Here is a 21,675-nt window from a genome sequence, read left to right as displayed (position 1 = left end):
CCACTTGGAGAAATTGATATCAGCAAGAATAATTTGAGGAGAGTGGATAGTTTGTCAACACTTCGTGAAGAAGCACTTCACATGCATAAAGTGCATCAAGGAAAATTAGAAACTGTATCAAAAGTAAAAGTAGAAAATGCAAAAGATTTAAGTCTTGCATATTCTCCAGGGGTTGCAGAACCTTGTAAAGAAATTTATGACGATAAAAGTAAGGTATATGAATATACGATGAAGGGAAATATGGTAGCAGTTGTGACAGATGGAACAGCTGTACTTGGTCTTGGTAACATTGGACCTGAAGCATCTCTTCCAGTAATGGAAGGTAAAGCTGTATTATTTAAGAGCTTTGCTGGTGTAGATGCATTCCCAATTGCCTTAAATACAAACGATGTAGATAAAATTGTTGAAACTGTAAAATTAATGGAGCCAACTTTTGGCGGCGTTAACTTAGAAGATATCGCAGCACCAAACTGCTTCATTATTGAAGAGCGTTTGAAAAAAGAAACAAATATTCCTATCTTCCATGATGATCAACACGGAACAGCTATCGTAACAGTAGCAGGTCTTGTAAATGCACTGAAATTAGTTGGAAAGAAAATGTCTGACATTAAAGTTGTCGCAAATGGCGCAGGTGCAGCAGGTATTGCAATTATTAAACTTTTATATCGCTATGGTGTACGCGACATTATTATGTGTGACCGTAAAGGCGCAATCTATGATGGTCGTCCTACAGGTATGAATCCAGTGAAGGATGAAGTTGCAAAATATACAAATAAGAATCGTATAGAAGGTTCTTTAGCTGATGTTGTACAAGGTGCGGACGTATTCATTGGTGTATCTGCAGAAGGTGCATTAACAGAAGAGATGGTTCGTACAATGAATGACGATGCGATTATTTTTGCAATGGCGAATCCAGTTCCAGAAATTATGCCAGAATTGGCAAAAGCAGCGGGCGCAGCTGTTGTTGGAACAGGTCGTTCTGACTTCCCGAACCAAGTAAATAATGTATTGGCGTTCCCTGGTATTTTCCGCGGTGCACTTGACGTACATGCGACACAAATTAACGAAGAAATGAAGATGGCAGCTGTACAGGCTATTGCTGAGCTTGTAGCAGAAGATGAGTTAAATGCAGACTATATCATTCCGGCACCATTTGACGCGCGTGTAGCGCCTCAAGTAGCGGCTTACGTTGCAAAAGCAGCAATGGAGACAGGAGTAGCTCGCCGTCAAGTAGATCCAAATGAGATCGCTGAAAAAACAAAACAATTAGCGCTGATTGGTAAAGAATAAGCGAGGAATTTCCATTGACATCATCAAATACAAAAGTATATCTCGAAATTGTAAAAAAAATCCGTTCCATTATGGAAGAGGATGGATTGGTGGCGGGGGATCGTTTGCCGTCTGAGCGTGAGTTAAGTTCACGCTTAAACGTAGGACGTTCCTCTGTAAGAGAAGCATTGCGTGCTTTAGAACTGGTAGGATTGATTGAAACGAGACGTGGTGAAGGGACGTTTATTCGAAACTTTTATGATAACGGTCTTGTACAATTAATTGCTCCGTTCTTATTGCAAGATGAGAAAACAATTCGTGATTTATTACAAACGAAACGATTACTCGAGAAAGATATGATTCGAATTGTATGTAATTTACCGAAAGAAACGTTTTCTAAAGTGCTAAGTAAATTACATCAAGTGCTTGAAGGAAACGAAAACTCAATTCCAATGCTTCATCAAACGTTCTTTAAAACACTTATTGAACAAGTCGATAATTATTTACTATATCGCATTTGGATGATCGTAAATGATTACGTATCAACGCTTTCTTGTAAAGTTTCAAGAGATTCTATCGATATGTATAGAAAGCTTTACGCTACTTTGGAAGAAAAACAAGAAAATGATGCACTAAAAATTTACGATGAATTAGTAGAGAATATACAGTTTCACTCGTAATGTATAAAATTTGTCGAAATGACCATGACACGTTATGACAAACATTCTACCGCTTAGCGGTTAAAGTTAAACGTAAAGAGTGAGGTTATTAGACAGATTGAGAAGATAAGGCTAACATCAAACTTTGGTGTTAGCCCCATTTTCTTCTTACGCTAACCTTAGCTCTCAACGAAGGGGGTCAAATTGTGCTAAGAGATTTATTCGTGAAAAAGAAAAAGTACGCTGCAATACCTTCAGAACAAGTACGAAAAGATGTGCCAGATGGCGTTATGACAAAATGTCCGGAATGTAAAAAAATCATGTATACGAAAGAACTTCTAAAAAATTTAAAAGTATGTGTGAATTGTGGATATCATCATCCTATGAATGCATGGGAACGTCTTAATAGTATATTGGACGAAGGGTCATTCCGTGAGTATGACAAAGAAATGGTTTCATTAAATCCACTCGAGTTTCCAGGTTATGAAGAGAAACTAGAGAGCGATCGTAAGAAGACTGAATTGAACGAAGCGGTTGTAACTGGTGAAGGAACAATTGATGACATGCTTGTTGTTGTTGCAGTAATGGATTCTCGTTTTCGAATGGGGAGCATGGGCTCTGTAGTAGGAGAAAAAATCGCCCGTGCGGTTGAAAAGGCGTACGACTTACAAGTTCCATTTATTATCTTTACTGCTTCGGGTGGTGCCCGTATGCAAGAAGGGATATTAAGTTTAATGCAAATGGCAAAAACAAGCGTAGCTTTGAAAAAGCATAGTAATGCAGGAGGATTATTTATTTCTGTTATGACTCACCCAACGACGGGCGGGGTTTCAGCGAGTTTCGCTTCACTTGGTGATTATAATCTTGCAGAACCAGGTGCACTTATCGGATTTGCTGGTAGACGTGTAATTGAACAAACGGTGCGTGAGAAACTACCGGAAGATTTCCAAACGGCAGAATTCTTACTAGATCATGGTCAATTAGATGCGGTGGTGCATCGTGATGATATGAGAGAATCGCTTCGCAAGATTTTAGAAGTTCATCAAGGAGGGGAAATGGCTGTATGGCAGAGCTAGAATTTGAAAAACCAGTTGTTGAGCTAAGAAATAAGATTCGTGAACTGAAAGACTATACGAAAAACAGCCAGATGGACTTCAGTGAGGAGATTCGTATTTTGGAAGAAAAGCTAGAAAATTTAGAGGAAGATATATACGGCAATCTAAAAGTATGGGACCGTGTTCAAATTGCTCGTCATGCAGAACGACCGACAACGCTCGATTATATTGAGCACTTATTTACTGATTTTTTTGAATGTCATGGAGATCGTCTATTTGGCGATGATGCAGCGATTGTCGGCGGCATTGCGAAATATAAAGGGATGCCTGTAACTGTAATTGGGCATCAGCGCGGAAAAGATACGAAAGAAAATATTCGCCGTAACTTTGGAATGCCTCATCCAGAAGGATATCGAAAAGCACTGCGTCTCATGAAACAAGCGGAAAAGTTTAATCGTCCTATTATTTGTTTCATCGATACGAAGGGAGCTTATCCTGGTAAAGCAGCTGAAGAACGTGGACAAAGTGAAGCTATTGCCCGCAACCTATTTGAGATGGCAGGTTTAACGGTACCAGTTATTTGTATCGTTATCGGTGAAGGCGGTAGTGGTGGTGCGCTAGGTCTTGGAGTAGGAGATTACATTCATATGCTAGAAAATTCCACTTATTCTGTTATTACACCAGAGGGTGCAGCGGCAATTCTTTGGAAAGATGCAGGAAAAGCAAAGGAAGCTGCAGAGGCAATGAAAATTACAGCAGCAGATTTGAAAGAATTAGGTGTAATTGACGAAATTATTCCAGAAGCAAGAGGCGGAGCTCACCGTAATATTTTAAAACAGTCAGAAAATATAGACTTAATGATTCGAAAAACTTTTGAACAATTAAACGGAATTTCGAAAGATGAATTAATCGAAAAACGTTATGAAAAATATATGAAAATTGGGCAAGTTTCGTTTTCAAACGCTTCCATTTGGATAAAATAAGAAAAGCGTGCGTTCCACTTCGCGAATGCACGTTTTTATTATGAAAAGACACATCTTCTCCATTGTATTTTTATATTTTTTCGTGTTATTTTATTATAAGGCAAATAATCTTTATGAGGTGAGTACAAATGAAACGTATTGGTGTATTAACAAGTGGTGGAGATTCACCTGGTATGAATGCTGCCATTCGTGCAGTTGTTCGTAAAGCGATTTTCCATGATATTGAAGTATATGGTATTTACCATGGATACGCTGGATTAATTTCTGGTCACATTGAAAAATTAGAACTTGGTTCTGTTGGCGATATTATCCACCGCGGTGGTACGAAATTATATACAGCAAGATGTCCTGAGTTTAAAGATCCAGAAGTACGACTAAAAGGTATCGAGCAATTAAAGAAACACGGTATCGAAGGACTTGTTGTTATTGGTGGAGATGGTTCTTACCAAGGCGCTAAAAAATTAACTGAACAAGGATTCCCATGTGTTGGTGTACCAGGTACAATCGACAATGATATCCCTGGAACAGACTTCACAATTGGTTTCGATACAGCTTTAAACACTGTTATTGATGCAATTGATAAAATTCGTGACACAGCTACATCTCATGAACGTACATATGTTATCGAAGTAATGGGACGTCATGCTGGTGATATCGCATTATGGGCTGGTTTAGCTGATGGTGCGGAAACAATCTTAATTCCAGAAGAAGAGTATGACATGGATGATGTTATCGCTCGTCTGAAGCGTGGTAGTGAACGTGGTAAAAAACACAGTATTATCGTTGTAGCTGAAGGTGTTGGAAGTGCAATTGACATCGGTAAGCACATTGAAGAAGCAACAAACTTTGATACTCGTGTAACTGTATTAGGTCACGTACAACGTGGTGGATCACCAAGTGCACAAGACCGTGTATTAGCAAGTCGTCTTGGCGCAAGAGCAGTTGAATTGTTAATTGCTGGTAAAGGTGGACGTTGTGTAGGTATTCAAGATAACAAACTTGTTGATCATGATATTATCGAAGCGTTAGCTCAAAAGCATACAATCGATAAAGATATGTATCAATTATCTAAAGAATTATCCATCTAATCGGCGTAATGTCAGATATTTGGGAACGGTTTCATAATTTTCGGAGGTGCAATATGCGTAAAACTAAAATTGTATGTACTATAGGTCCTGCTAGTGAAAGTATTGAAAAATTAGAGCAATTAATCGAAGCAGGTATGAACGTTGCTCGTTTAAACTTCTCTCATGGTAGCCATGAAGAGCACGGAGCTCGTATTAAAAACATTCGTGAAGCTTCAAAGAAAACTGGTAAAACAGTTGGTATCTTACTTGATACAAAAGGTCCAGAAATCCGTACTCACGACTTCGTAGACGGACAAGCTGAGCTTGTAACAGGTGCAGAAGTAGTTCTTTCTACTGAGCAAGTATTAGGTACTGCAGAGAAGTTCTCTGTATCTTATGCTGGTCTTTATGACGATGTAGACCCAGGTTCTCGTATTCTAATCGATGACGGTCTTATCGAACTAGAAGTAATCGAAAAAGCTGACGGAAACATCCGTACAAAAGTTCTTAACAGCGGAACTGTAAAAAATAAAAAAGGTGTTAACGTACCAAACGTAAGCATTAAGCTTCCTGGTATCACTGAAAAAGACGTAAAAGATATCATCTTTGGTATCGAGCAAAAAGTTGATTTCATTGCAGCTTCATTCGTACGTAAAGCGTCTGACGTATTAGAAATCCGTGAATTATTAGAAGAGCATAACGCTCAATACATCCAAATCGTACCAAAAATCGAAAACCAAGAAGGTATCGACAACATCGATTCAATCTTAGAAGTTTCTGACGGTTTAATGGTAGCTCGTGGTGACATGGGTGTAGAAATTCCACCAGAAGAAGTACCGTTAGTACAAAAACGTCTAATTAAAAAATGTAACGTGTTAGGTAAACCAGTTATTACTGCAACACAAATGTTAGATTCTATGCAACGTAACCCACGTCCAACTCGTGCGGAAGCAAGTGACGTAGCTAACGCAATCTTCGATGGTACAGATGCAATCATGCTTTCAGGTGAAACAGCTGCTGGACAATACCCAGTAGAAGCGGTAACAATGATGGCTAACATTGCGGTACGTGTTGAAAAATCATTACAATATGAAGATATGTTCAAAAAACGTATTAAAGAGTTCACTCCAACAATTACAGATGCAATTAGCCAATCTGTTGCGCATACAGCACTTGCTCTTGATGTAGCTGCAATCGTAGCTCCAACAGAAAGTGGATATACTGCGAAAATGATCTCTAAATACCGTCCAAAATCTCCAATCGTAGCTGTAACATCTGACGAGCAAGTAGGACGTCGTCTTGCACTTGTTTGGGGTGTACAAGCATTTATGGCTGAGAAGCGCGCAGCTTCAACTGACGAAATGTTAGATACAGCAATTCAAACAGGTATGGATGCAGGTCTAATCGGACTTGGAGATACTGTAGTGATTACTGCGGGTGTTCCAGTTGCTGAAACTGGTACAACAAACTTAATGAAAATCCACGTTGTTGGTGAAGAAATTGCTAAAGGACAAGGAATCGGTCGTAAAGCTGCAAAAGGTAAAGTAGTTGTAGCAAAAACAGCTGCTGAAGCTGTAGCGAACGTAAACGAAGGTGATATCCTTGTTACAACAAGCACTGATAAAGATATGATTCCTGCAATCGAAAAAGCTGCGGCTTTAGTTGTAGAAGAAGGTGGCTTAACAAGCCATGCAGCTGTTGTAGGCGTATCAATCGGTATTCCTGTTATCGTTGGTGTAAACGGCGTAACAGCAACTTTAAAAAATGGCCAAGAAGTAACAGTTGATGCAGCACGCGGAATTGTTTATAATGGACATGCGGAAGTGCTATAAGTAATACGGAGAGAAGGATCGGAGTCCTTCTCTTTTTTTTACACAAAAACGAGATAGAATTAGCTTGAAACGCCTAGAATTGCTTTTAAAAGCTGTTTGTTATGGGTTTTAATATGAAAGGATATCTATATTTCATATGATGTATATAGGCGTTGTGAGGGTGTTAAAAGTGAGATGTGAGAGAGGTGTAGAACTATGAAGTGGTTGCTATTCTTGTTTATTTTAATACCAGCGATTGAGATTACGGTCTTAATTGGATCGAGTCATGTAATAGGTTTATGGTCTACGTTCGCTATGATTGTATTTACAGGTGTTGTAGGTGTGTATTTGGCGAAAAGACAAGGGTTTAAAGTGCTTGGAGAGATTCAATCTAAGTTGAATAGAGGGGAAATGCCAGGTGAGGCGGTACTAGATGGTATTTTTGTATTTGTAGGAGGTATTCTCTTAGTGCTTCCTGGGTATGTGACAGATGTGCTAGGGTTTATCTGCGTGATCCCTATTACGAGAGCTTTATTGAAGCCGCTTGTTATGAAGTGGATGGAATGGAAATTTAGAAAGAACTCTACTATTATTATTCAGAAATAGCACTTAGATTGTAGAAATCTAAGTGCTATTTTTTGTCTTGTAAGAGGAGAGGAACTTTCTGATTGAAGCTTTGTTTTACCACGCTATTTGTGGGGGGGGATTTCTATCTCGAAATTGGGCTGCTCGTAAGTGTCTGATGTGGGGCGAATGATGAGCGGGGATGAACAAAACGTCTGCTCATTATATTTGCTATATAATTTTCATTTGAACTCTTGTTGTGCTTCGATTAAACTTGTGATTTTTTAGTGCTATTAATTTAGATGAATAAGATGGAGGGAAACGCTGCTAAATTAAAGTTTTGCTTTCTTATATAAAGGAACGATTGGTGTAAAAAATTCATATAAAAGGCGGAGATTGTTAGTTGAAGTCTTATTTTATGCTATTTTGTATATTTATTCATTTACATAAAAAGCAATAAATGTAAATAATAATTATAAAACAAATAGAATAAATATGTAAAAACACCACGAAATATGCGTTTTTTATGCAAAAAAACAAGAGAATTATCTTTTTTGAGTGCAATTCTCTTGTTTTATGTAATGAGTATGAAAAATAAGTACAAGGAATAATCAGTGGGAATTTCCCACTGATTACATGTAAGTTTTTTGTTGTGTATGAATTAGAAACTATTATTTTGAAGGTGAACCTTTAATATATTTCCACAAGTCATGGAAGACATTAGCTTTGTGTAATGTATTAAGTAGTACTAAGGTGACTGGGCCGATGATTAATCCTAAAAAGCCAAAAAGTTTAAAACCGACAAATAGAGCGACGAGTGTTGCTAATGGATCGAGACCGATGTTAGATGAAAGTACTTTCGGCTCCATAATTTGTCTTTGGACAATCACGACGATGTATAAAATGAGAAGACCAATGGCGAATGCGGTATCGCCAGTGAAAAATACGTATATAACCCATGGAACGAAGACTGCGCCTGTTCCTAAGTATGGTAGTAAATCTACAACTCCTGTAATAATCGCAATAGTAATGGCGTATGGTACGCGTAATATTAAAAGTCCGATTAGTACAATGACGGTTGTCATAGATACGAGTGTAAGTTGTGCTTTCACAAAACCAAACAAAGCTTTTCTTAAGTCGACAAAAATAGTTTTTCCATAGCCATGTACACGATTCGGTAGCAATTTTCTTGCTTTCTGAGCAAGACGGTGCCAATCGTAACTAATGAAGAAAGTGGCTAATAAAATGAATACAAGGACAGTTAAAGTTGTTGGCAGTGCACTAATGAAATTCGTTAACCCGCTTATAATGGCGGTTAAAAGTTCTTTCATTTGTGTTGTTGCTTCTGTTCCTAAGTTTTGAATGTTTTGTGTAATTGTATAGCGCTGTGGTTCTCCAAGATGATTAAATTTAGAGATTAAATCATCGTAGAGAGGCATAATATGATTAAGTGCAAATTGCTGAGCGAATGTAACGATATCTGGAAACTTTACTGTAACAAGTTGTAGTAAGTATGTTGTGGCAGATATTGCTTCAGTCACAAGATATGTAACAAGTCCAACGATAGCTCCAAATACGAGAATTAAGCTAACGAGTACTGCTAGTGCGCGAGGAAATTGTAGTTTTTGATTAAGGAAATTGACGACAGGATTAATCAAATAAGCAAATGCAAAAGCGATAATAAAAGGATAGATAAGCCCCGACATGTATAGTAATACATAGAACCCAGCTACCGTTGCTACAATGACAAATATGAGTCGCAATATCATATATAGTAAGTTTCGGTTCAAAGATGTATACCTCCCATTCCAATTTGGATTATCCTAATTCGTTCAACTTATAACGAGTGTGCCCCACTGATTAAAGTTTCACTTTATGTTATAGTGGAATGATGGATTTTTCCTGCTTTTTCAGTATGTGAGTGACTGTGAAAGCTTGGTGTTGATGCTTCTACTATATGGTAAAAACTTCATTTTCTCTTCTTTTTATTTTACCTGTTTCTAATTAGAAAAGAAAGAAGAGACGCCCGTTTTTTAAAATGTATACATGCTTAAATTTTGATGGTGAAAGTCTCAGTGTGTCATTTTAAAATACATGAAAAATGAAGTGATTCATGTTGAATAGGCATCGATATAGCATGTATAACGATAGGTTTAAAGGTATTTTTGTTTGGAAATGAGTTCATTATTTTCAGAAAGGAAGTGCAAACATGATTAGTCAGTCAACGTTATTTTTATTCATACTACTTATTATAGGACTTATTGCTAAAAACCAATCGCTTACTGTAGCTATTGGTGTGTTATTTTTATTGAAGTTTACGTTTTTAGGAGATAAGGTCTTTCCTTATTTACAAACGAAAGGAATTAACCTAGGTGTAACGGTCATTACAATAGCGGTGCTCGTACCGATTGCGACAGGGGAAATAGGTTTTAAACAACTTGGAGAAGCGGCGAAATCTTATTATGCGTGGATTGCTTTAGCTTCAGGTGTAGCGGTCGCTTTGTTAGCGAAAGGCGGCGTACAATTGTTGACGACGGATCCTCACATTACAACTGCGCTTGTTTTTGGGACAATTATAGCGGTTGCGCTATTTAATGGGGTTGCTGTTGGTCCGTTAATTGGGGCTGGAATTGCCTATGCGGTTATGAGTATTATACAAATGTTTAAATAAGGAATTTTATAGTAATATAAAATTTTTGAATTCTTTCTGTTCACAAAAGTCAGATAATTGTTTATAATAGGATTAGAAACTTTGAAAAGTTACATAACAGCAGAGACTTTACACCAGATAAAATAAAAACAACATAAAACAATTTTATAATGATATTGTTTTATGTTGTTTTTATCATAAAACTCTTCGGAATGTATTTTCCTCACTAACTTGTTGTTTTGAGCGTGAGGATTCGGGGAGACATTCACGCTCATGCTTTCCATGTAAACAATGGACAATAAGAGGGGAACATCGCAACAAATTTGCATGATCGTGCATTTTGCTTGCCTAAAGAGTGAACGGGCGTTCATAATTCAAAAGGGGAGCAAATAGATATAAGGAGCAAGGTTGGGAGAATTTTCAGGAAAAGGAGAGAATGTCATGACTGTTATTCGAGGTTTAGAAGGGGTAGTAGCAACAACATCATCTGTGAGCTCTATTATTGATGATACATTAACTTATGTTGGGTATAATATTGATGATTTAGCTGAGAATGCTACGTTTGAAGAAGTAGTGTACTTATTATGGCACCGCAAGCTTCCTAATGAAAAAGAACTAGCGGAATTTAATGAAATTGTATCAGAATACTATAAAGTTCCAGGTGAGATTTTAACATATTTGAAACAAGTAGATTTAAAAATTGCACATCCGATGTCTGTTTTACGAACTGCAATTTCCATGCTATCATTATACGATGAGAGCGCTGAAATTATGGATGAAAAGTCCAATTATTTGAAAGCGGTTAAATTACAGGCGCAAGTCGGAACTTTAGTTGCTGCTTACGCGAGAATCCGTAAAGGTTTAGATATTGTTGAGCCAAGAAAGGATTTATCATTAGCTGCAAACTTCTTGTACATGTTAAATGATCGCGAGCCAAATGAAGTTGAAATTGAAGCTTTTGATAAGGCGCTTGTACTTCATGCAGATCATGAGTTAAACGCTTCTACATTTACTGCACGTGTTTGCGTAGCTACACTTTCAGATGTATATTCTGGTATTACAGCAGCAATCGGTGCATTAAAAGGTCCTCTTCACGGTGGGGCAAATGAAAATGTAATGAAGATGTTAACTGAGATTGGTGAAGAAGAAAATGTAGAGTCATATATTCATAATGCTCTTCAAAATAAAGTGAAAATCATGGGCTTTGGCCACCGTGTGTATGAGCAGGGTGATCCACGTGCAAAACACTTACGTGAAATGTCTAAGAGATTATGCGTGCTTTTAGGAGAAGAGAAATGGTATAATATGTCTATCAAAATTGAAGACATTGTAACAAAAGAAAAAGGTCTTCCACCAAATGTTGATTTCTATTCAGCTTCTGTATACCATTGTTTAGGAATTGACCATGACTTATTTACACCTATTTTTGCAATTAGCCGTATGTCAGGCTGGTTAGCTCATATTCTAGAACAATATGAAAACAACCGTTTAATTCGTCCGCGTGCTGATTATAATGGACCAACGCATCAAGTGTATGTTCCAATTGCACAACGATAAGCGAATAACACTATTTTGATAGTGAAAATACGCTTTCAAAAGTCTGATTTTTTCGGAAAGATGTAATGATTAGAATATTTTAATTTGACTAACGGTTTGAACTGAGGGGTTATTCCCTCAGTTTCATACATATGAAATTTCAAACATGGGGGTTATCACATTGACGACAGGTGAAAAAATTACTGTAACTAATGGTGTTATGAATGTACCAAACAATCCGATTATTCCATTTATCGAGGGAGATGGAATTGGTCCTGATATTTGGGCAGCTGCATCTCGCGTACTAGAAGCAGCAGTTGAAAAAGCTTATGATGGTGAGAAGAAAATCGTTTGGAAAGAAGTGCTTGCAGGGGAAAAAGCATTCAACCAAACAGGCGAGTGGTTACCAGAAGAAACTTTAAACTTAATTCGTGAATATTTAATCGCGATTAAAGGTCCACTTACAACTCCAGTTGGCGGTGGTATTCGTTCTCTAAACGTAGCACTTCGTCAAGAATTAGATTTATATGTATGTCTACGTCCAGTTCGTTATTTTGAAGGTGTTCCTTCACCTGTAAAACGTCCGGAAGATACTGATATGGTTATTTTCCGTGAAAATACAGAAGACATTTATGCTGGAATTGAATATGCACAAGGATCTCCAGAAGCAGAAAAAGTTCTTGCTTTCTTAAAAGAAGCAATGGGTGTTAATAAAATCCGCTTCCCAGAAACATCTGGTATTGGTATTAAGCCGATTTCAGAAGAAGGGACAAAGCGTCTTGTTCGTGCTGCAATTCAATATGCAATTAACGAAAAACGTTCTTCTGTTACATTAGTTCATAAAGGAAACATTATGAAATTTACAGAAGGTGCTTTCAAAAACTGGGGTTATGAAGTAGCGGAACAAGAATTCGGCGACAAAGTATTTACTTGGGCTGAATACGATCGTATTGTTGAAAAAGATGGTAAAGATGCAGCGAATAAAGCGATGGCAGACGCTGAAGTGGCTGGAAAAATCATCGTAAAAGATTCTATTGCAGACATCTTCTTACAACAAATTTTAACTCGTCCACGTGAGTTCGATGTTGTTGCAACAATGAACTTAAATGGTGACTATATCTCTGATGCACTTGCTGCACAAGTAGGTGGAATTGGTATTGCACCTGGTGCAAACATTAACTATGTGACTGGACATGCTATCTTTGAAGCTACACACGGTACAGCTCCAAAATATGCAGGTTTAGATAAAGTAAACCCATCTTCTGTTCTTCTTTCAGGTGTATTATTATTAGAACACTTAGGATGGAACGAAGCTGCGAAATTAGTAACTGCTTCTGTTGAGAAAACAATTGCTTCAAAAGTAGTAACTTATGATTTCGCACGCTTAATGGAAGGTGCAACAGAAGTGAAATGTTCTGAGTTCGCTAATGAACTTATTAAAAACATGGATGTAGCGATAATCAAAAACGCATAATTAAAGCGGGGGGTAAATTATGACAATCAAACGCAAGAAGGTTTCAGTCATCGGTGCAGGATTTACAGGAGCAACAACGGCATTCTTATTAGCACAAAAAGAACTTGCAGATGTTGTATTAGTGGACATTCCACAACTGGAAAATCCAACAAAAGGGAAAGCGTTAGATATGTTAGAAGCGAGCCCAGTACAAGGTTTTGATGCTAACATTATTGGAACATCTGATTACGCAGATACTGCTGATTCTGACGTTGTCGTTATTACAGCAGGTATTGCACGTAAGCCTGGTATGAGCCGTGATGACTTAGTAGCAACAAACTCTAAAATTATGAAAAGTATTACGCGCGACATTGCAAAACATTCACCAAATGCAATTATTGTTGTGTTAACAAATCCAGTAGATGCAATGACATATTCTGTATTTAAAGAAGCAGGATTCCCGAAAGAGCGTGTTATCGGTCAATCGGGTGTATTAGATACAGCTCGTTTCCGTACATTCATCGCACAAGAATTAAATCTTTCTGTAAAAGATATTACAGGATTTGTTCTTGGTGGACACGGTGACGACATGGTACCTCTTGTGCGTTATTCTTATGCAGGCGGTATTCCGTTAGAAACGTTAATTCCGAAAGAGCGTTTAGAAGCAATCGTAGAACGTACACGTAAAGGTGGCGGTGAGATTGTAGGCTTATTAGGAAACGGTAGTGCATATTACGCACCAGCAGCTTCTTTAGTTGAAATGACAGAAGCAATCTTAAAAGATCAACGCCGTGTATTACCGGCTATTGCGTACCTTGAAGGTGAGTATGGTTATAGTGACCTTTACTTAGGAGTACCAGTAATTCTAGGTGGTAACGGAATTGAAAAAATTATTGAATTAGAACTTCTTGCAGATGAAAAAGAAGCGTTAGATCGCTCTGTAGAATCTGTACGTAACGTAATGAAAGTTCTTGTTTAATAATTGAATAGTAGTGAAAAAGATTCGGGATTCCGAATCTTTTTCTACTATTTACCGAATTGTTTTTTTGAAATAATATGAAAACGCTATCATTTGTAATATCCTATAATGAAACTTTAGATTTATACGATACATTGCCCTCATCATAGTAAATTTCGGATAAGGTATCGCTTTTAGTAGGATAATAAGGTGAAAAAATCGGAGGGGGTTGTAACATGTTAAAGAAAAAAGTTCAAATTGGTCGTAAAATGGATGAAATTACAGTAGGAGAGAAATTATCTATCACTGAAAAAATTGAGGATAAAGATTTGTTATTGTACTTAGGGTTAACGAATGATGCCAATCCATTATATATTCAGCATGATTACGCATCCCAAACTCCGTATGAAAAGCCGATTGTACCAAGCATTATGCTAACGGGAATGATTACAACGGCGGTTACGAAATATTTACCGGGTCCAGGAAGTCATATTACGAGAAAGGACCTTACATTCGTGAAACATGTTCACCATTATGAAACGTTACAAATCCACTTTGAAGTTGTGGCTGTTTCTGAGGAGGAACATACAATTGATATGCTTGTATCTGCTCATGATGAAAAAGGAGAAACTGTTGTAAAGGGTTCATTAACAGTAACGCCACCTTATAAATCTGTTTCCATTATGGAAAAAGCATTAGATAACTTTTAAAAGATGAAACTAAAAATAGCGCTAGCATACCTTTAATAAGGATGCTAGCGCCATTTTTAGTTGAAAAACCCTTCTTTGAACCCTTCAGCAAATTCTGAGCAACCCGTTTTAATCGTATCCCAGCTAGGAGCGTTAAAAGCAAGGATACATGTGACTGCTAAAGATAGAATGGATAGTATTAGTCGCATAATAGACCTCCAAATATTATTAATTTATATATTAAGATTAATAATATTATTATCGGTAATTGAAGTCAATTAAAGGAGTGGTTTTTTAGGTGAGGTGGAAAAGAGAAGAGTGATCTTTGAAACGGTAAGAGAAGCTGAAGTGTGGGCAGGCGGGTTTGTGAATGAAATGTACGAGAGAGTATTTGATGGATATGAAACACCAGATTATAAAATAGCGTATGCTTTATCTTTTCTTTTAGCGCAAAATTGAGAACTCAATATTCATACGGAAGTAGAATTTAATAACGATATGGAAGTATATAAAGTATGGATAACAAAACATAATTGAGGCGAACGTAATTGTTTTTAGGAATAACAATAGCACAATCCGAATCCATGAATAGACAATTATATTGAGAGGGACCTTGTTTTCTAGTATGATGAGAATAACGGGGAAAATACTAGGATGAAGAAGGTTTCAAGTCTATAACTTGGAGGAAAAGAATGAACAATCGTATTTTAGTAGTTGATGATGAGGAATTTATCTTAACTTTAATCGAATTTAATTTACAACAAGCTGGGTTTGAAGTTATAACAGCGATGGATGGAGAAATGGCGCTTCAAAAAGCGACAACAGAACGCCCAGATTTAATTATATTAGATTTAATGCTTCCGAAAATGGATGGTATGGAAGTGTGTAAAGAATTACGATTGCAGCGCGTTATGACGCCGATTTTAATGTTAACGGCAAAAGATGATGAGTTTGATAAGGTGCTAGGCCTTGAACTTGGGGCAGATGATTATATGACAAAGCCATTTAGTCCAAGAGAAGTTGTTGCTCGTGTGAAGGCAATTTTGCGCCGCACGAAATTACAACAAGAAGAACAAGTTGCAGAAGCGCCAGACGAAGATAGCATCACAATTGCAGAACTTAAAATTTTACCGGAGTTTTATGAGGCTTATTTCCAAGGAAGAAAGCTTGAATTAACACCAAAAGAATTTGAACTACTTGTGTATCTTGCGAAAAATAAAAGTCGCGTGTTGACACGTGATCAATTATTAAGTGCTGTATGGAATTATGATTTTGCTGGTGATACACGAATTGTTGATGTTCATATTAGCCATTTGCGCGATAAAATTGAACAAAATACGAAAAAACCGACGTACATTAAAACGATACGTGGTTTAGGATATAAATTAGAGGAGCCAAAAGGGAATGAATAAATTTCGTTCCAGGCTTCTTTTTACATTTGTTTCTCTTATTGTATTTATTTTAGTTGGACTAGGTTTATTACTAGAAACTGTGTTTGAAAACTACTATATAGATCATGCTAAAGAGAGAATGGTAAAAGAGACGGAGTATGTTGCGACGTTAGCAGAAGAGCAAGGTTTTAATAATGTCTTAAAAAATCCATACGTATTTGAAAAGTTAGAAGAAAAAATACCAGTTTCTATCGTATTTTTGGATGAAAAAAAGAAAGTTCAATATAGAAAAGGACAAGAATTGGCATTTAGTCCAGAGACGATTAAAGAACTTTCTTCGGAAGTGGCAAAACAACGAAGTAAAGTAATTACGAAAGAAACGGATCGAAAGAATGAATTTTATCATGCGGTGTTCGTTCAAGATGTAGAAGGAAAACAAGGATACATTTTGGTGAAAAGTATAATTGATCCTTTAAGAGACGTACATCAAAAAACGTGGGGATTATTAATTATCGGATTTGTCATTGCTTGTCTCGTAGTTGTATTTTTAGGTATGAAAATTACAGGGCAATATATTAGGCCAATTGAATCGGTTACGAAAGTTGCAATTGAATTGGCAAAGGGTAATTATAAAGCACGTGCATACGAAAGTCATTCGGATGAAACAGGAATGCTGAGTAAAGCGATTAATATTTTAGCACGAAATTTACAAGAGATGACACTTGAACAAGAAATGCAGCAAGATCGTCTGCACACGTTAATTGAAAATATGGGAAGTGGAATGATTTTAATTGATAGCCGAGGATATATAAACCTTGTAAACCGCTCTTATAAGGAAACTTTCCACGTAACAGATGAAGAATATTTAGATCGCTTATATTATGAATCGTTTCATCATACAGAAATTATTGAGCTTGTAGAAGAAATCTTTATGACAGAAGTGAAAGTGCGTAAACAAATGTTATTGCCACTTGGAATTGAACGGAAGCATTTCGAAGTATATGGAGCGCCGATTATCGGGACAAACCATGAATGGAAAGGGATTGTTCTCGTATTCCATGACATAACAGAGTTAAAGAAATTAGAACAAATGAGAAAAGACTTTTTAGCGAATGTTTCTCATGAATTAAAGACACCGATTACTTCTATTAAAGGTTTTTCAGAAACACTCTTAGACGGAGCGATGGATAATAAAAAATTCTGCGAACATTTCTTGCACATTATTTTAAAAGAAAGTGAGCGCATGCAAGGATTAATTGAAGATTTATTAGATTTGTCGAAGATCGAACAACAAGGATTTAAATTAAATATGGGAACCGTTGACATGAAGGGGCTGCTTGAAGATATTCATATGGTGCTTGATAATAAAGCAGGAGAAAAAGAGATCTCTTTACAAGTGAATGTATTAAAACGTGCCTCTGTTATTGGAGATCCAAGTCGTTTGAAACAAATCTTTATTAATTTAATTAATAACGCAATCGTATATACACCGGCTGGAGGCGTTGTTTCAGTAGAGTTAGCGGAAGATAAATATAATGCTTATATAAAAGTATCGGATACTGGAATTGGTATTAGTAAAGAGGAAATTCCGCGTATTTTTGAACGTTTCTACCGGGTGGATAAAGCAAGAAGTAGAAATACTGGTGGTACCGGCCTTGGATTGTCGATCGTAAAGCATTTAGTTGAGGCGCATCAAGGTACGATTACAGTAGATAGTGAAGTTGGAGAAGGGACAACGTTTACAGTTGTTTTACCGAAATCAGCAACTGAAAAATAGGATGAAGGATGTTTACAATATATTAACAATGGCTTAATTAAATATTAATAAAGCTCTGTTAATATAATACATGAAAACCCCTTCATCCAAGGAGTAATTTTGGACGAGAATAGTTAAGCTGTTCTCGTCACTTCCCTTTATGCCAATATAAGTCTGCTTTATATATGAAAGAAAATAGCCGTTATTTTTCTTCTCTCTATTAGTCATGTTAATATAGAGAGAGGAAAGGAACGGTTTTTTTCTGTGAAAAAAATCATTTCAAATTTGTATGGGGAGGTTTTAATTTTGGAAAAAAAGGTCGTATTAGTAGATGGTAATAATATCGCGTATCGTGCTTTCTTTGCACTACCGCTTTTAAATAACGACAAAGGTATACATACGAACGCAATTTACGGTTTTACAATGATGTTAATGAGAATATTAGAGGAAGAAAAGCCGACTCATATGTTAGTGGCGTTTGATGCAGGCAAAACAACGTTCCGTCATAAAACGTATAGTGAGTATAAAGGAGGGCGTCAAAAGACTCCACCTGAATTATCAGAGCAATTCCCATTTATTCGTGAGATGCTGGATGCGTTCAATGTACCGCGTTATGAATTAGAAAATTATGAAGCGGATGACATCATGGGAACGTTAGCGAAAGAAGCGAGTGAGCAAGGGGCAAGTGTAAAAGTTATTTCAGGAGATAAAGATTTACTTCAACTTGTTTCTGATAACACGCTTGTATGTATTCCGCGAAAAGGGATTACAGAAGTGGATGAATATACGAAAGAAGCTTTATTTGAAAAATACAGCTTATCACCAAAGCAAATTATCGATATGAAAGGTTTAATGGGAGACCAGTCAGATAATATACCGGGTGTACCAGGAGTTGGTGAAAAAACGGCAATTAAATTGTTAACACAGTTTGGAACGGTTGAAGCGGTGTATGAAAATATAGATCAAGTAAGTGGGAAGAAATTAAAAGAAAAACTGGAAGAAAATAAAGAACAAGCTCTTATGAGTAAGGATCTTGCAACTATTATTACAGATGCGCCGATTACAGTTCATGTGGATGATATGGCGTATAAAGGATATGAAGCAAGTGATGTCATTCCAATGTTCGAGAGTTTAGGATTTACATCTCTTTTAAATAAATTAGGCGTTACGCCAGAAGAAACTGCTCCAGCTGAATTAGATGATATTACATTTGATATTGTGGAAGAAGTTACAGAAGAAATGCTTCAGCAAGATAGTGCGCTTATCGTTGAAGTACAAGAAGATAACTATCATAAAGCAGACATTCAAGGTTTCGGTATTCAAAATGAAAATGGATGTTACTTTATTCAGACAGACATTGCTCTTAAGTCAGATGCTTTTAAAGAGTGGCTTGCAGATGGAGAAATGAGAAAGCATACATTTGATGCGAAGCGTGCAATCGTTGCACTGAAATGGAATGGGATAGATATGCAAGGGATTGACTTTGATTTATTAATCGCTGCTTATTTACTTGATCCAGCTGATACGGATAAAGACTTCCGTACTGTAGCGAAAATGAAAGAAACGCATGCTGTGAAATCTGATGAAGAAGTTTACGGAAAAGGTGCGAAGCGTGCTGTTCCAAAGTTAGAGGTAGTAGCGGAGCATGTGGCTCGTAAAGTTCATGTATTATATGATGTAAAGCAAACATTCGTTGAAGAGTTAAAGAAGAATGAGCAATATGAACTGTTTACAGAGTTAGAATTGCCGCTTGCACGTGTATTAGCTGATATGGAAGTAAAGGGTGTAAAAGTTGATACAGAGCGTCTTCGTAATATGGGAGAAGAACTTGCGGGTAGATTAAAGGAAATGGAACAGGAAATTTATAAGCTTGCGGGAACAGAATTTAATATTAATTCACCGAAGCAGCTTGGTGTTATTCTGTTTGAGAACTTAAACTTGCCGGTTATTAAAAAGACGAAAACAGGTTATTCTACGTCAGCTGATGTACTAGATAAGCTTATGAATCACCATGAAATTATTCCAAATATTTTACATTATCGTCAATTAGGGAAACTAAATTCAACTTACATTGAAGGTTTACTGAAAGTTGTACATGAAGATTCATCTAAAATTCATACTCGCTTTAATCAAGTGTTAACGCAAACAGGTCGATTAAGTTCAACGGATCCGAACTTGCAAAATATCCCGATTCGATTAGAAGAAGGAAGAAAGATTCGTCAGGCATTTGTTCCGTCAGAAGAAGGATGGATTATGTATGCGGCTGATTATTCACAAATCGAACTGCGTGTATTAGCTCATATTGCAAATGATAAAGGGCTAGTTGAAGCATTCCAACATGATATGGATATTCATACGAAAACAGCTATGGATGTATTTGGCGTTGAAAAAGATGAAGTAACTTCAAATATGAGACGACAAGCGAAAGCTGTTAACTTCGGAATTGTATATGGTATTAGTGATTATGGTCTTTCACAAAACTTAGGAATTACAAGAAAAGCAGCAGCGGAATTTATTGAAAAGTATTTAGAAAGTTTCCCTGGTGTACAAGAATACATGGAGGACATCGTAAAAGATGCGAAACAAAAAGGATATGTGGCTACATTATTAAATCGTCGCCGTTATATTCCAGAAATTACGAGTCGTAATTTCAATTTACGTAGCTTCGCTGAGCGTACAGCGATGAATACACCAATTCAAGGTACTGCCGCAGATATTATTAAAAAAGCGATGATTATTATGGCGGATCGTTTAGAAGAAGAAGGATTACAAGCACGTCTTCTTCTGCAAGTACACGATGAATTGATATTTGAAGCACCAAAAGAAGAAATTGAAAAATTAGAGAAGCTTGTACCTGAAGTAATGGAGCATGCAATTGAACTCGCAGTTCCGCTGAAAGTTGATTATTCTTACGGTCCAACTTGGTACGACGCAAAATAAGGAAGTGATGAAATGCCTGAATTACCAGAGGTTGAAAATGTCAGACGGACACTTGAAAATCTTGTAACAGGAAAAACGATTGAAGATGTTATTGTTACTTATCCAAAAATAGTGAAACGACCGGATGATTCAGAAATTTTTAAAGAAATGCTAAAAGGCGAGAAGATTGAAAATATAAAGCGAAGAGGTAAGTTTTTGCTTCTATATGTAACAAATTATGTTATTGTTTCACATTTGCGTATGGAAGGTAAGTTTTTACTACATCAAGAGGATGAGCCGATTGATAAACATACGCATGTCCGTTTCTTATTTACAGATGGAACGGAATTACATTATAAAGATGTGAGAAAATTTGGTACGATGCATCTCTTTAAGAAAGGTGAAGAAATGAACCAAATGCCTCTTGCTGACTTAGGTCCGGAGCCATTTGATGCGGAATTGACAACGCAGTATTTACAAGAAAGATTGCAAAAGACGAATCGTAAAATAAAAGTTGTGCTATTGGACCAGCGTCTTTTAGTAGGGCTTGGAAATATATATGTAGATGAAGTTTTATTCCGTTCTCAAATTCATCCTGAACGAGAAGCGTCGTCTTTAACAGTGGAAGAAATTGAGCGAATTTATGAGGCTACCGTTACAACGCTAAGCGAAGCGGTGAAGCGTGGCGGAAGTACAATTCGAACGTATATCAACTCACAAGGGCAAATTGGTTCGTTCCAAGAACTCCTAAATGTATACGGAAAAAAGGGAGAACCATGTGTAACTTGCGGTACGATATTAGAAAAAACAGTTGTTGGCGGACGAGGAACGCATTACTGCCCAATTTGTCAGCCTAGAATATAGAAAAGAGATAACATCGGATAGGCATTTGTCATATACATACAGCAGAGCTAT

18 protein-coding genes and 1 pseudogene are annotated in these 21,675 nt (G+C 36.9%); 17 read left to right on the top strand and 2 right to left on the bottom strand.

The window, feature by feature from the left end; genetic code table 11:
- The first annotated feature begins 81 nt into the window (after nt 1–81).
- From ystJ to HMPREF2590_RS11045, 7 genes are all read left to right on the top strand, one after another.
- A complete protein-coding gene (gene ystJ / locus HMPREF2590_RS11075) occupies nt 82–1,290 on the top strand; it encodes an NADP-dependent malic enzyme (protein WP_161508111.1) in 1,209 nt (402 codons plus the stop codon).
- A 14-nt stretch (nt 1,291–1,304) separates the two neighbouring features.
- On the top strand, nt 1,305–1,949 hold the full coding sequence (locus HMPREF2590_RS11070) for a FadR/GntR family transcriptional regulator (RefSeq protein ID WP_000204439.1): 645 nt from the start codon (nt 1,305–1,307) through the stop codon (nt 1,947–1,949).
- A 185-nt stretch (nt 1,950–2,134) separates the two neighbouring features.
- Nucleotides 2,135–3,004, top strand: a complete 870-nt coding sequence (accD, locus tag HMPREF2590_RS11065) for an acetyl-CoA carboxylase, carboxyltransferase subunit beta (RefSeq protein WP_000942859.1) — start codon at nt 2,135–2,137, stop codon at nt 3,002–3,004.
- Nucleotides 2,992–3,966: an acetyl-CoA carboxylase carboxyl transferase subunit alpha gene (accA, locus tag HMPREF2590_RS11060; RefSeq protein WP_000818804.1), complete on the top strand. Its 975-nt coding sequence runs from the start codon at nt 2,992–2,994 to the stop codon at nt 3,964–3,966. The genes accD and accA overlap by 13 nt, the downstream gene beginning before the upstream one ends.
- Nucleotides 3,967–4,094: 128 nt before the next feature.
- On the top strand, nt 4,095–5,054 hold the full coding sequence (pfkA, locus tag HMPREF2590_RS11055; RefSeq protein ID WP_000821157.1) for a 6-phosphofructokinase: 960 nt from the start codon (nt 4,095–4,097) through the stop codon (nt 5,052–5,054).
- Nucleotides 5,055–5,107: 53 nt separating this feature from the next.
- A complete protein-coding gene (pyk, locus tag HMPREF2590_RS11050; RefSeq protein ID WP_001232673.1) occupies nt 5,108–6,865 on the top strand; it encodes a pyruvate kinase in 1,758 nt (585 codons plus the stop codon).
- Nucleotides 6,866–7,060: 195 nt separating this feature from the next.
- Complete coding sequence (locus tag HMPREF2590_RS11045; RefSeq protein ID WP_000871631.1) at nt 7,061–7,450, top strand: FxsA family protein; 390 nt, start codon at nt 7,061–7,063, stop codon at nt 7,448–7,450.
- A gap of 629 nt (nt 7,451–8,079) precedes the next feature.
- Here the strand turns inward: HMPREF2590_RS11045 and ytvI are convergent.
- Nucleotides 8,080–9,198, bottom strand: coding sequence for a sporulation integral membrane protein YtvI (gene ytvI / locus HMPREF2590_RS11040; protein ID WP_001081388.1), 1,119 nt, complete (start codon nt 9,196–9,198; stop codon nt 8,080–8,082).
- A 419-nt stretch (nt 9,199–9,617) separates the two neighbouring features.
- Between ytvI and HMPREF2590_RS11035 the strand changes: the two genes are divergently transcribed.
- The 5 genes from HMPREF2590_RS11035 to HMPREF2590_RS11010 all read left to right on the top strand — a co-directional run bounded on the left by HMPREF2590_RS11035 (nt 9,618) and on the right by HMPREF2590_RS11010 (nt 14,715).
- On the top strand, nt 9,618–10,079 hold the full coding sequence (locus HMPREF2590_RS11035; protein ID WP_000625507.1) for a DUF441 domain-containing protein: 462 nt from the start codon (nt 9,618–9,620) through the stop codon (nt 10,077–10,079).
- A gap of 387 nt (nt 10,080–10,466) precedes the next feature.
- Nucleotides 10,467–11,615, top strand: coding sequence for a citrate synthase (gene citZ / locus HMPREF2590_RS11025; RefSeq protein WP_000503652.1), 1,149 nt, complete (start codon nt 10,467–10,469; stop codon nt 11,613–11,615).
- A gap of 160 nt (nt 11,616–11,775) precedes the next feature.
- Nucleotides 11,776–13,068: an NADP-dependent isocitrate dehydrogenase gene (gene icd / locus HMPREF2590_RS11020; RefSeq protein WP_000206898.1), complete on the top strand. Its 1,293-nt coding sequence runs from the start codon at nt 11,776–11,778 to the stop codon at nt 13,066–13,068.
- A 19-nt stretch (nt 13,069–13,087) separates the two neighbouring features.
- Nucleotides 13,088–14,026: a malate dehydrogenase gene (mdh, locus tag HMPREF2590_RS11015; protein WP_000153232.1), complete on the top strand. Its 939-nt coding sequence runs from the start codon at nt 13,088–13,090 to the stop codon at nt 14,024–14,026.
- 215 nt (nt 14,027–14,241) lie between these two features.
- On the top strand, nt 14,242–14,715 hold the full coding sequence (locus HMPREF2590_RS11010) for a MaoC family dehydratase (protein ID WP_000914181.1): 474 nt from the start codon (nt 14,242–14,244) through the stop codon (nt 14,713–14,715).
- A 56-nt stretch (nt 14,716–14,771) separates the two neighbouring features.
- Here HMPREF2590_RS11010 and HMPREF2590_RS30700 read toward each other — a convergent pair whose 3' ends face one another.
- Nucleotides 14,772–14,903 (bottom strand): hypothetical protein, encoded by a 132-nt coding sequence (locus HMPREF2590_RS30700; protein ID WP_001237022.1) that lies wholly within the window; start codon nt 14,901–14,903, stop codon nt 14,772–14,774.
- 89 nt (nt 14,904–14,992) lie between these two features.
- Between HMPREF2590_RS30700 and HMPREF2590_RS30695 the strand changes: the two are divergent.
- From HMPREF2590_RS30695 to mutM, 5 genes and pseudogenes are all read left to right on the top strand, one after another.
- A pseudogene (locus tag HMPREF2590_RS30695) lies at nt 14,993–15,231 on the top strand (hypothetical protein).
- A 155-nt stretch (nt 15,232–15,386) separates the two neighbouring features.
- The gene (gene phoP / locus HMPREF2590_RS11005) at nt 15,387–16,106 is read left to right on the top strand and encodes a two-component system response regulator PhoP (protein ID WP_001065220.1); all 720 of its coding nucleotides are present in this window, start codon (nt 15,387–15,389) and stop codon (nt 16,104–16,106) included.
- Entirely contained in the window at nt 16,099–17,862 is a 1,764-nt protein-coding gene (gene phoR, locus HMPREF2590_RS11000) for a sensory box histidine kinase PhoR (protein ID WP_001032110.1), read from the top strand. Before phoP ends, phoR begins: the two co-directional genes overlap by 8 nt.
- A gap of 285 nt (nt 17,863–18,147) precedes the next feature.
- On the top strand, nt 18,148–20,781 hold the full coding sequence (polA, locus tag HMPREF2590_RS10995) for a DNA polymerase I (RefSeq protein ID WP_000412803.1): 2,634 nt from the start codon (nt 18,148–18,150) through the stop codon (nt 20,779–20,781).
- A 12-nt stretch (nt 20,782–20,793) separates the two neighbouring features.
- Nucleotides 20,794–21,624 (top strand): DNA-formamidopyrimidine glycosylase, encoded by an 831-nt coding sequence (gene mutM / locus HMPREF2590_RS10990; RefSeq protein WP_001114499.1) that lies wholly within the window; start codon nt 20,794–20,796, stop codon nt 21,622–21,624.
- Nucleotides 21,625–21,675 lie beyond the last annotated feature (51 nt).

This window comes from Bacillus sp. HMSC036E02, from assembly GCF_001836235.1.
Taxonomy (GTDB): domain Bacteria; phylum Bacillota; class Bacilli; order Bacillales; family Bacillaceae_G; genus Bacillus_A; species Bacillus_A cereus.
The sequence above is the reverse complement of the archived record's forward strand: the minus strand, read 5'-3'. Positions and strand labels throughout refer to the sequence as shown.

Bases quoted from the DNA above. Each gene is read 5' to 3' on its own strand.
- ystJ (WP_161508111.1), top strand. From the start codon at position 82: ATGCATAAAGTGCATCAAGGAAAATTAGAAACTGTATCAAAAGTAAAA.
- accA (WP_000818804.1), top strand. From the start codon at position 2,992: ATGGCAGAGCTAGAATTTGAAAAACCAGTTGTTGAGCTAAGAAATAAG.
- pfkA (WP_000821157.1), top strand. From the start codon at position 4,095: ATGAAACGTATTGGTGTATTAACAAGTGGTGGAGATTCACCTGGTATG.
- pyk (WP_001232673.1), top strand. From the start codon at position 5,108: ATGCGTAAAACTAAAATTGTATGTACTATAGGTCCTGCTAGTGAAAGT.
- HMPREF2590_RS11045 (WP_000871631.1), top strand. From the start codon at position 7,061: ATGAAGTGGTTGCTATTCTTGTTTATTTTAATACCAGCGATTGAGATT.
- HMPREF2590_RS11035 (WP_000625507.1), top strand. From the start codon at position 9,618: ATGATTAGTCAGTCAACGTTATTTTTATTCATACTACTTATTATAGGA.
- mdh (WP_000153232.1), top strand. From the start codon at position 13,088: ATGACAATCAAACGCAAGAAGGTTTCAGTCATCGGTGCAGGATTTACA.
- HMPREF2590_RS11010 (WP_000914181.1), top strand. From the start codon at position 14,242: ATGTTAAAGAAAAAAGTTCAAATTGGTCGTAAAATGGATGAAATTACA.
- HMPREF2590_RS30700 (WP_001237022.1), bottom strand. From the start codon at position 14,903: ATGCGACTAATACTATCCATTCTATCTTTAGCAGTCACATGTATCCTT.
- phoP (WP_001065220.1), top strand. From the start codon at position 15,387: ATGAACAATCGTATTTTAGTAGTTGATGATGAGGAATTTATCTTAACT.
- phoR (WP_001032110.1), top strand. From the start codon at position 16,099: ATGAATAAATTTCGTTCCAGGCTTCTTTTTACATTTGTTTCTCTTATT.
- mutM (WP_001114499.1), top strand. From the start codon at position 20,794: ATGCCTGAATTACCAGAGGTTGAAAATGTCAGACGGACACTTGAAAAT.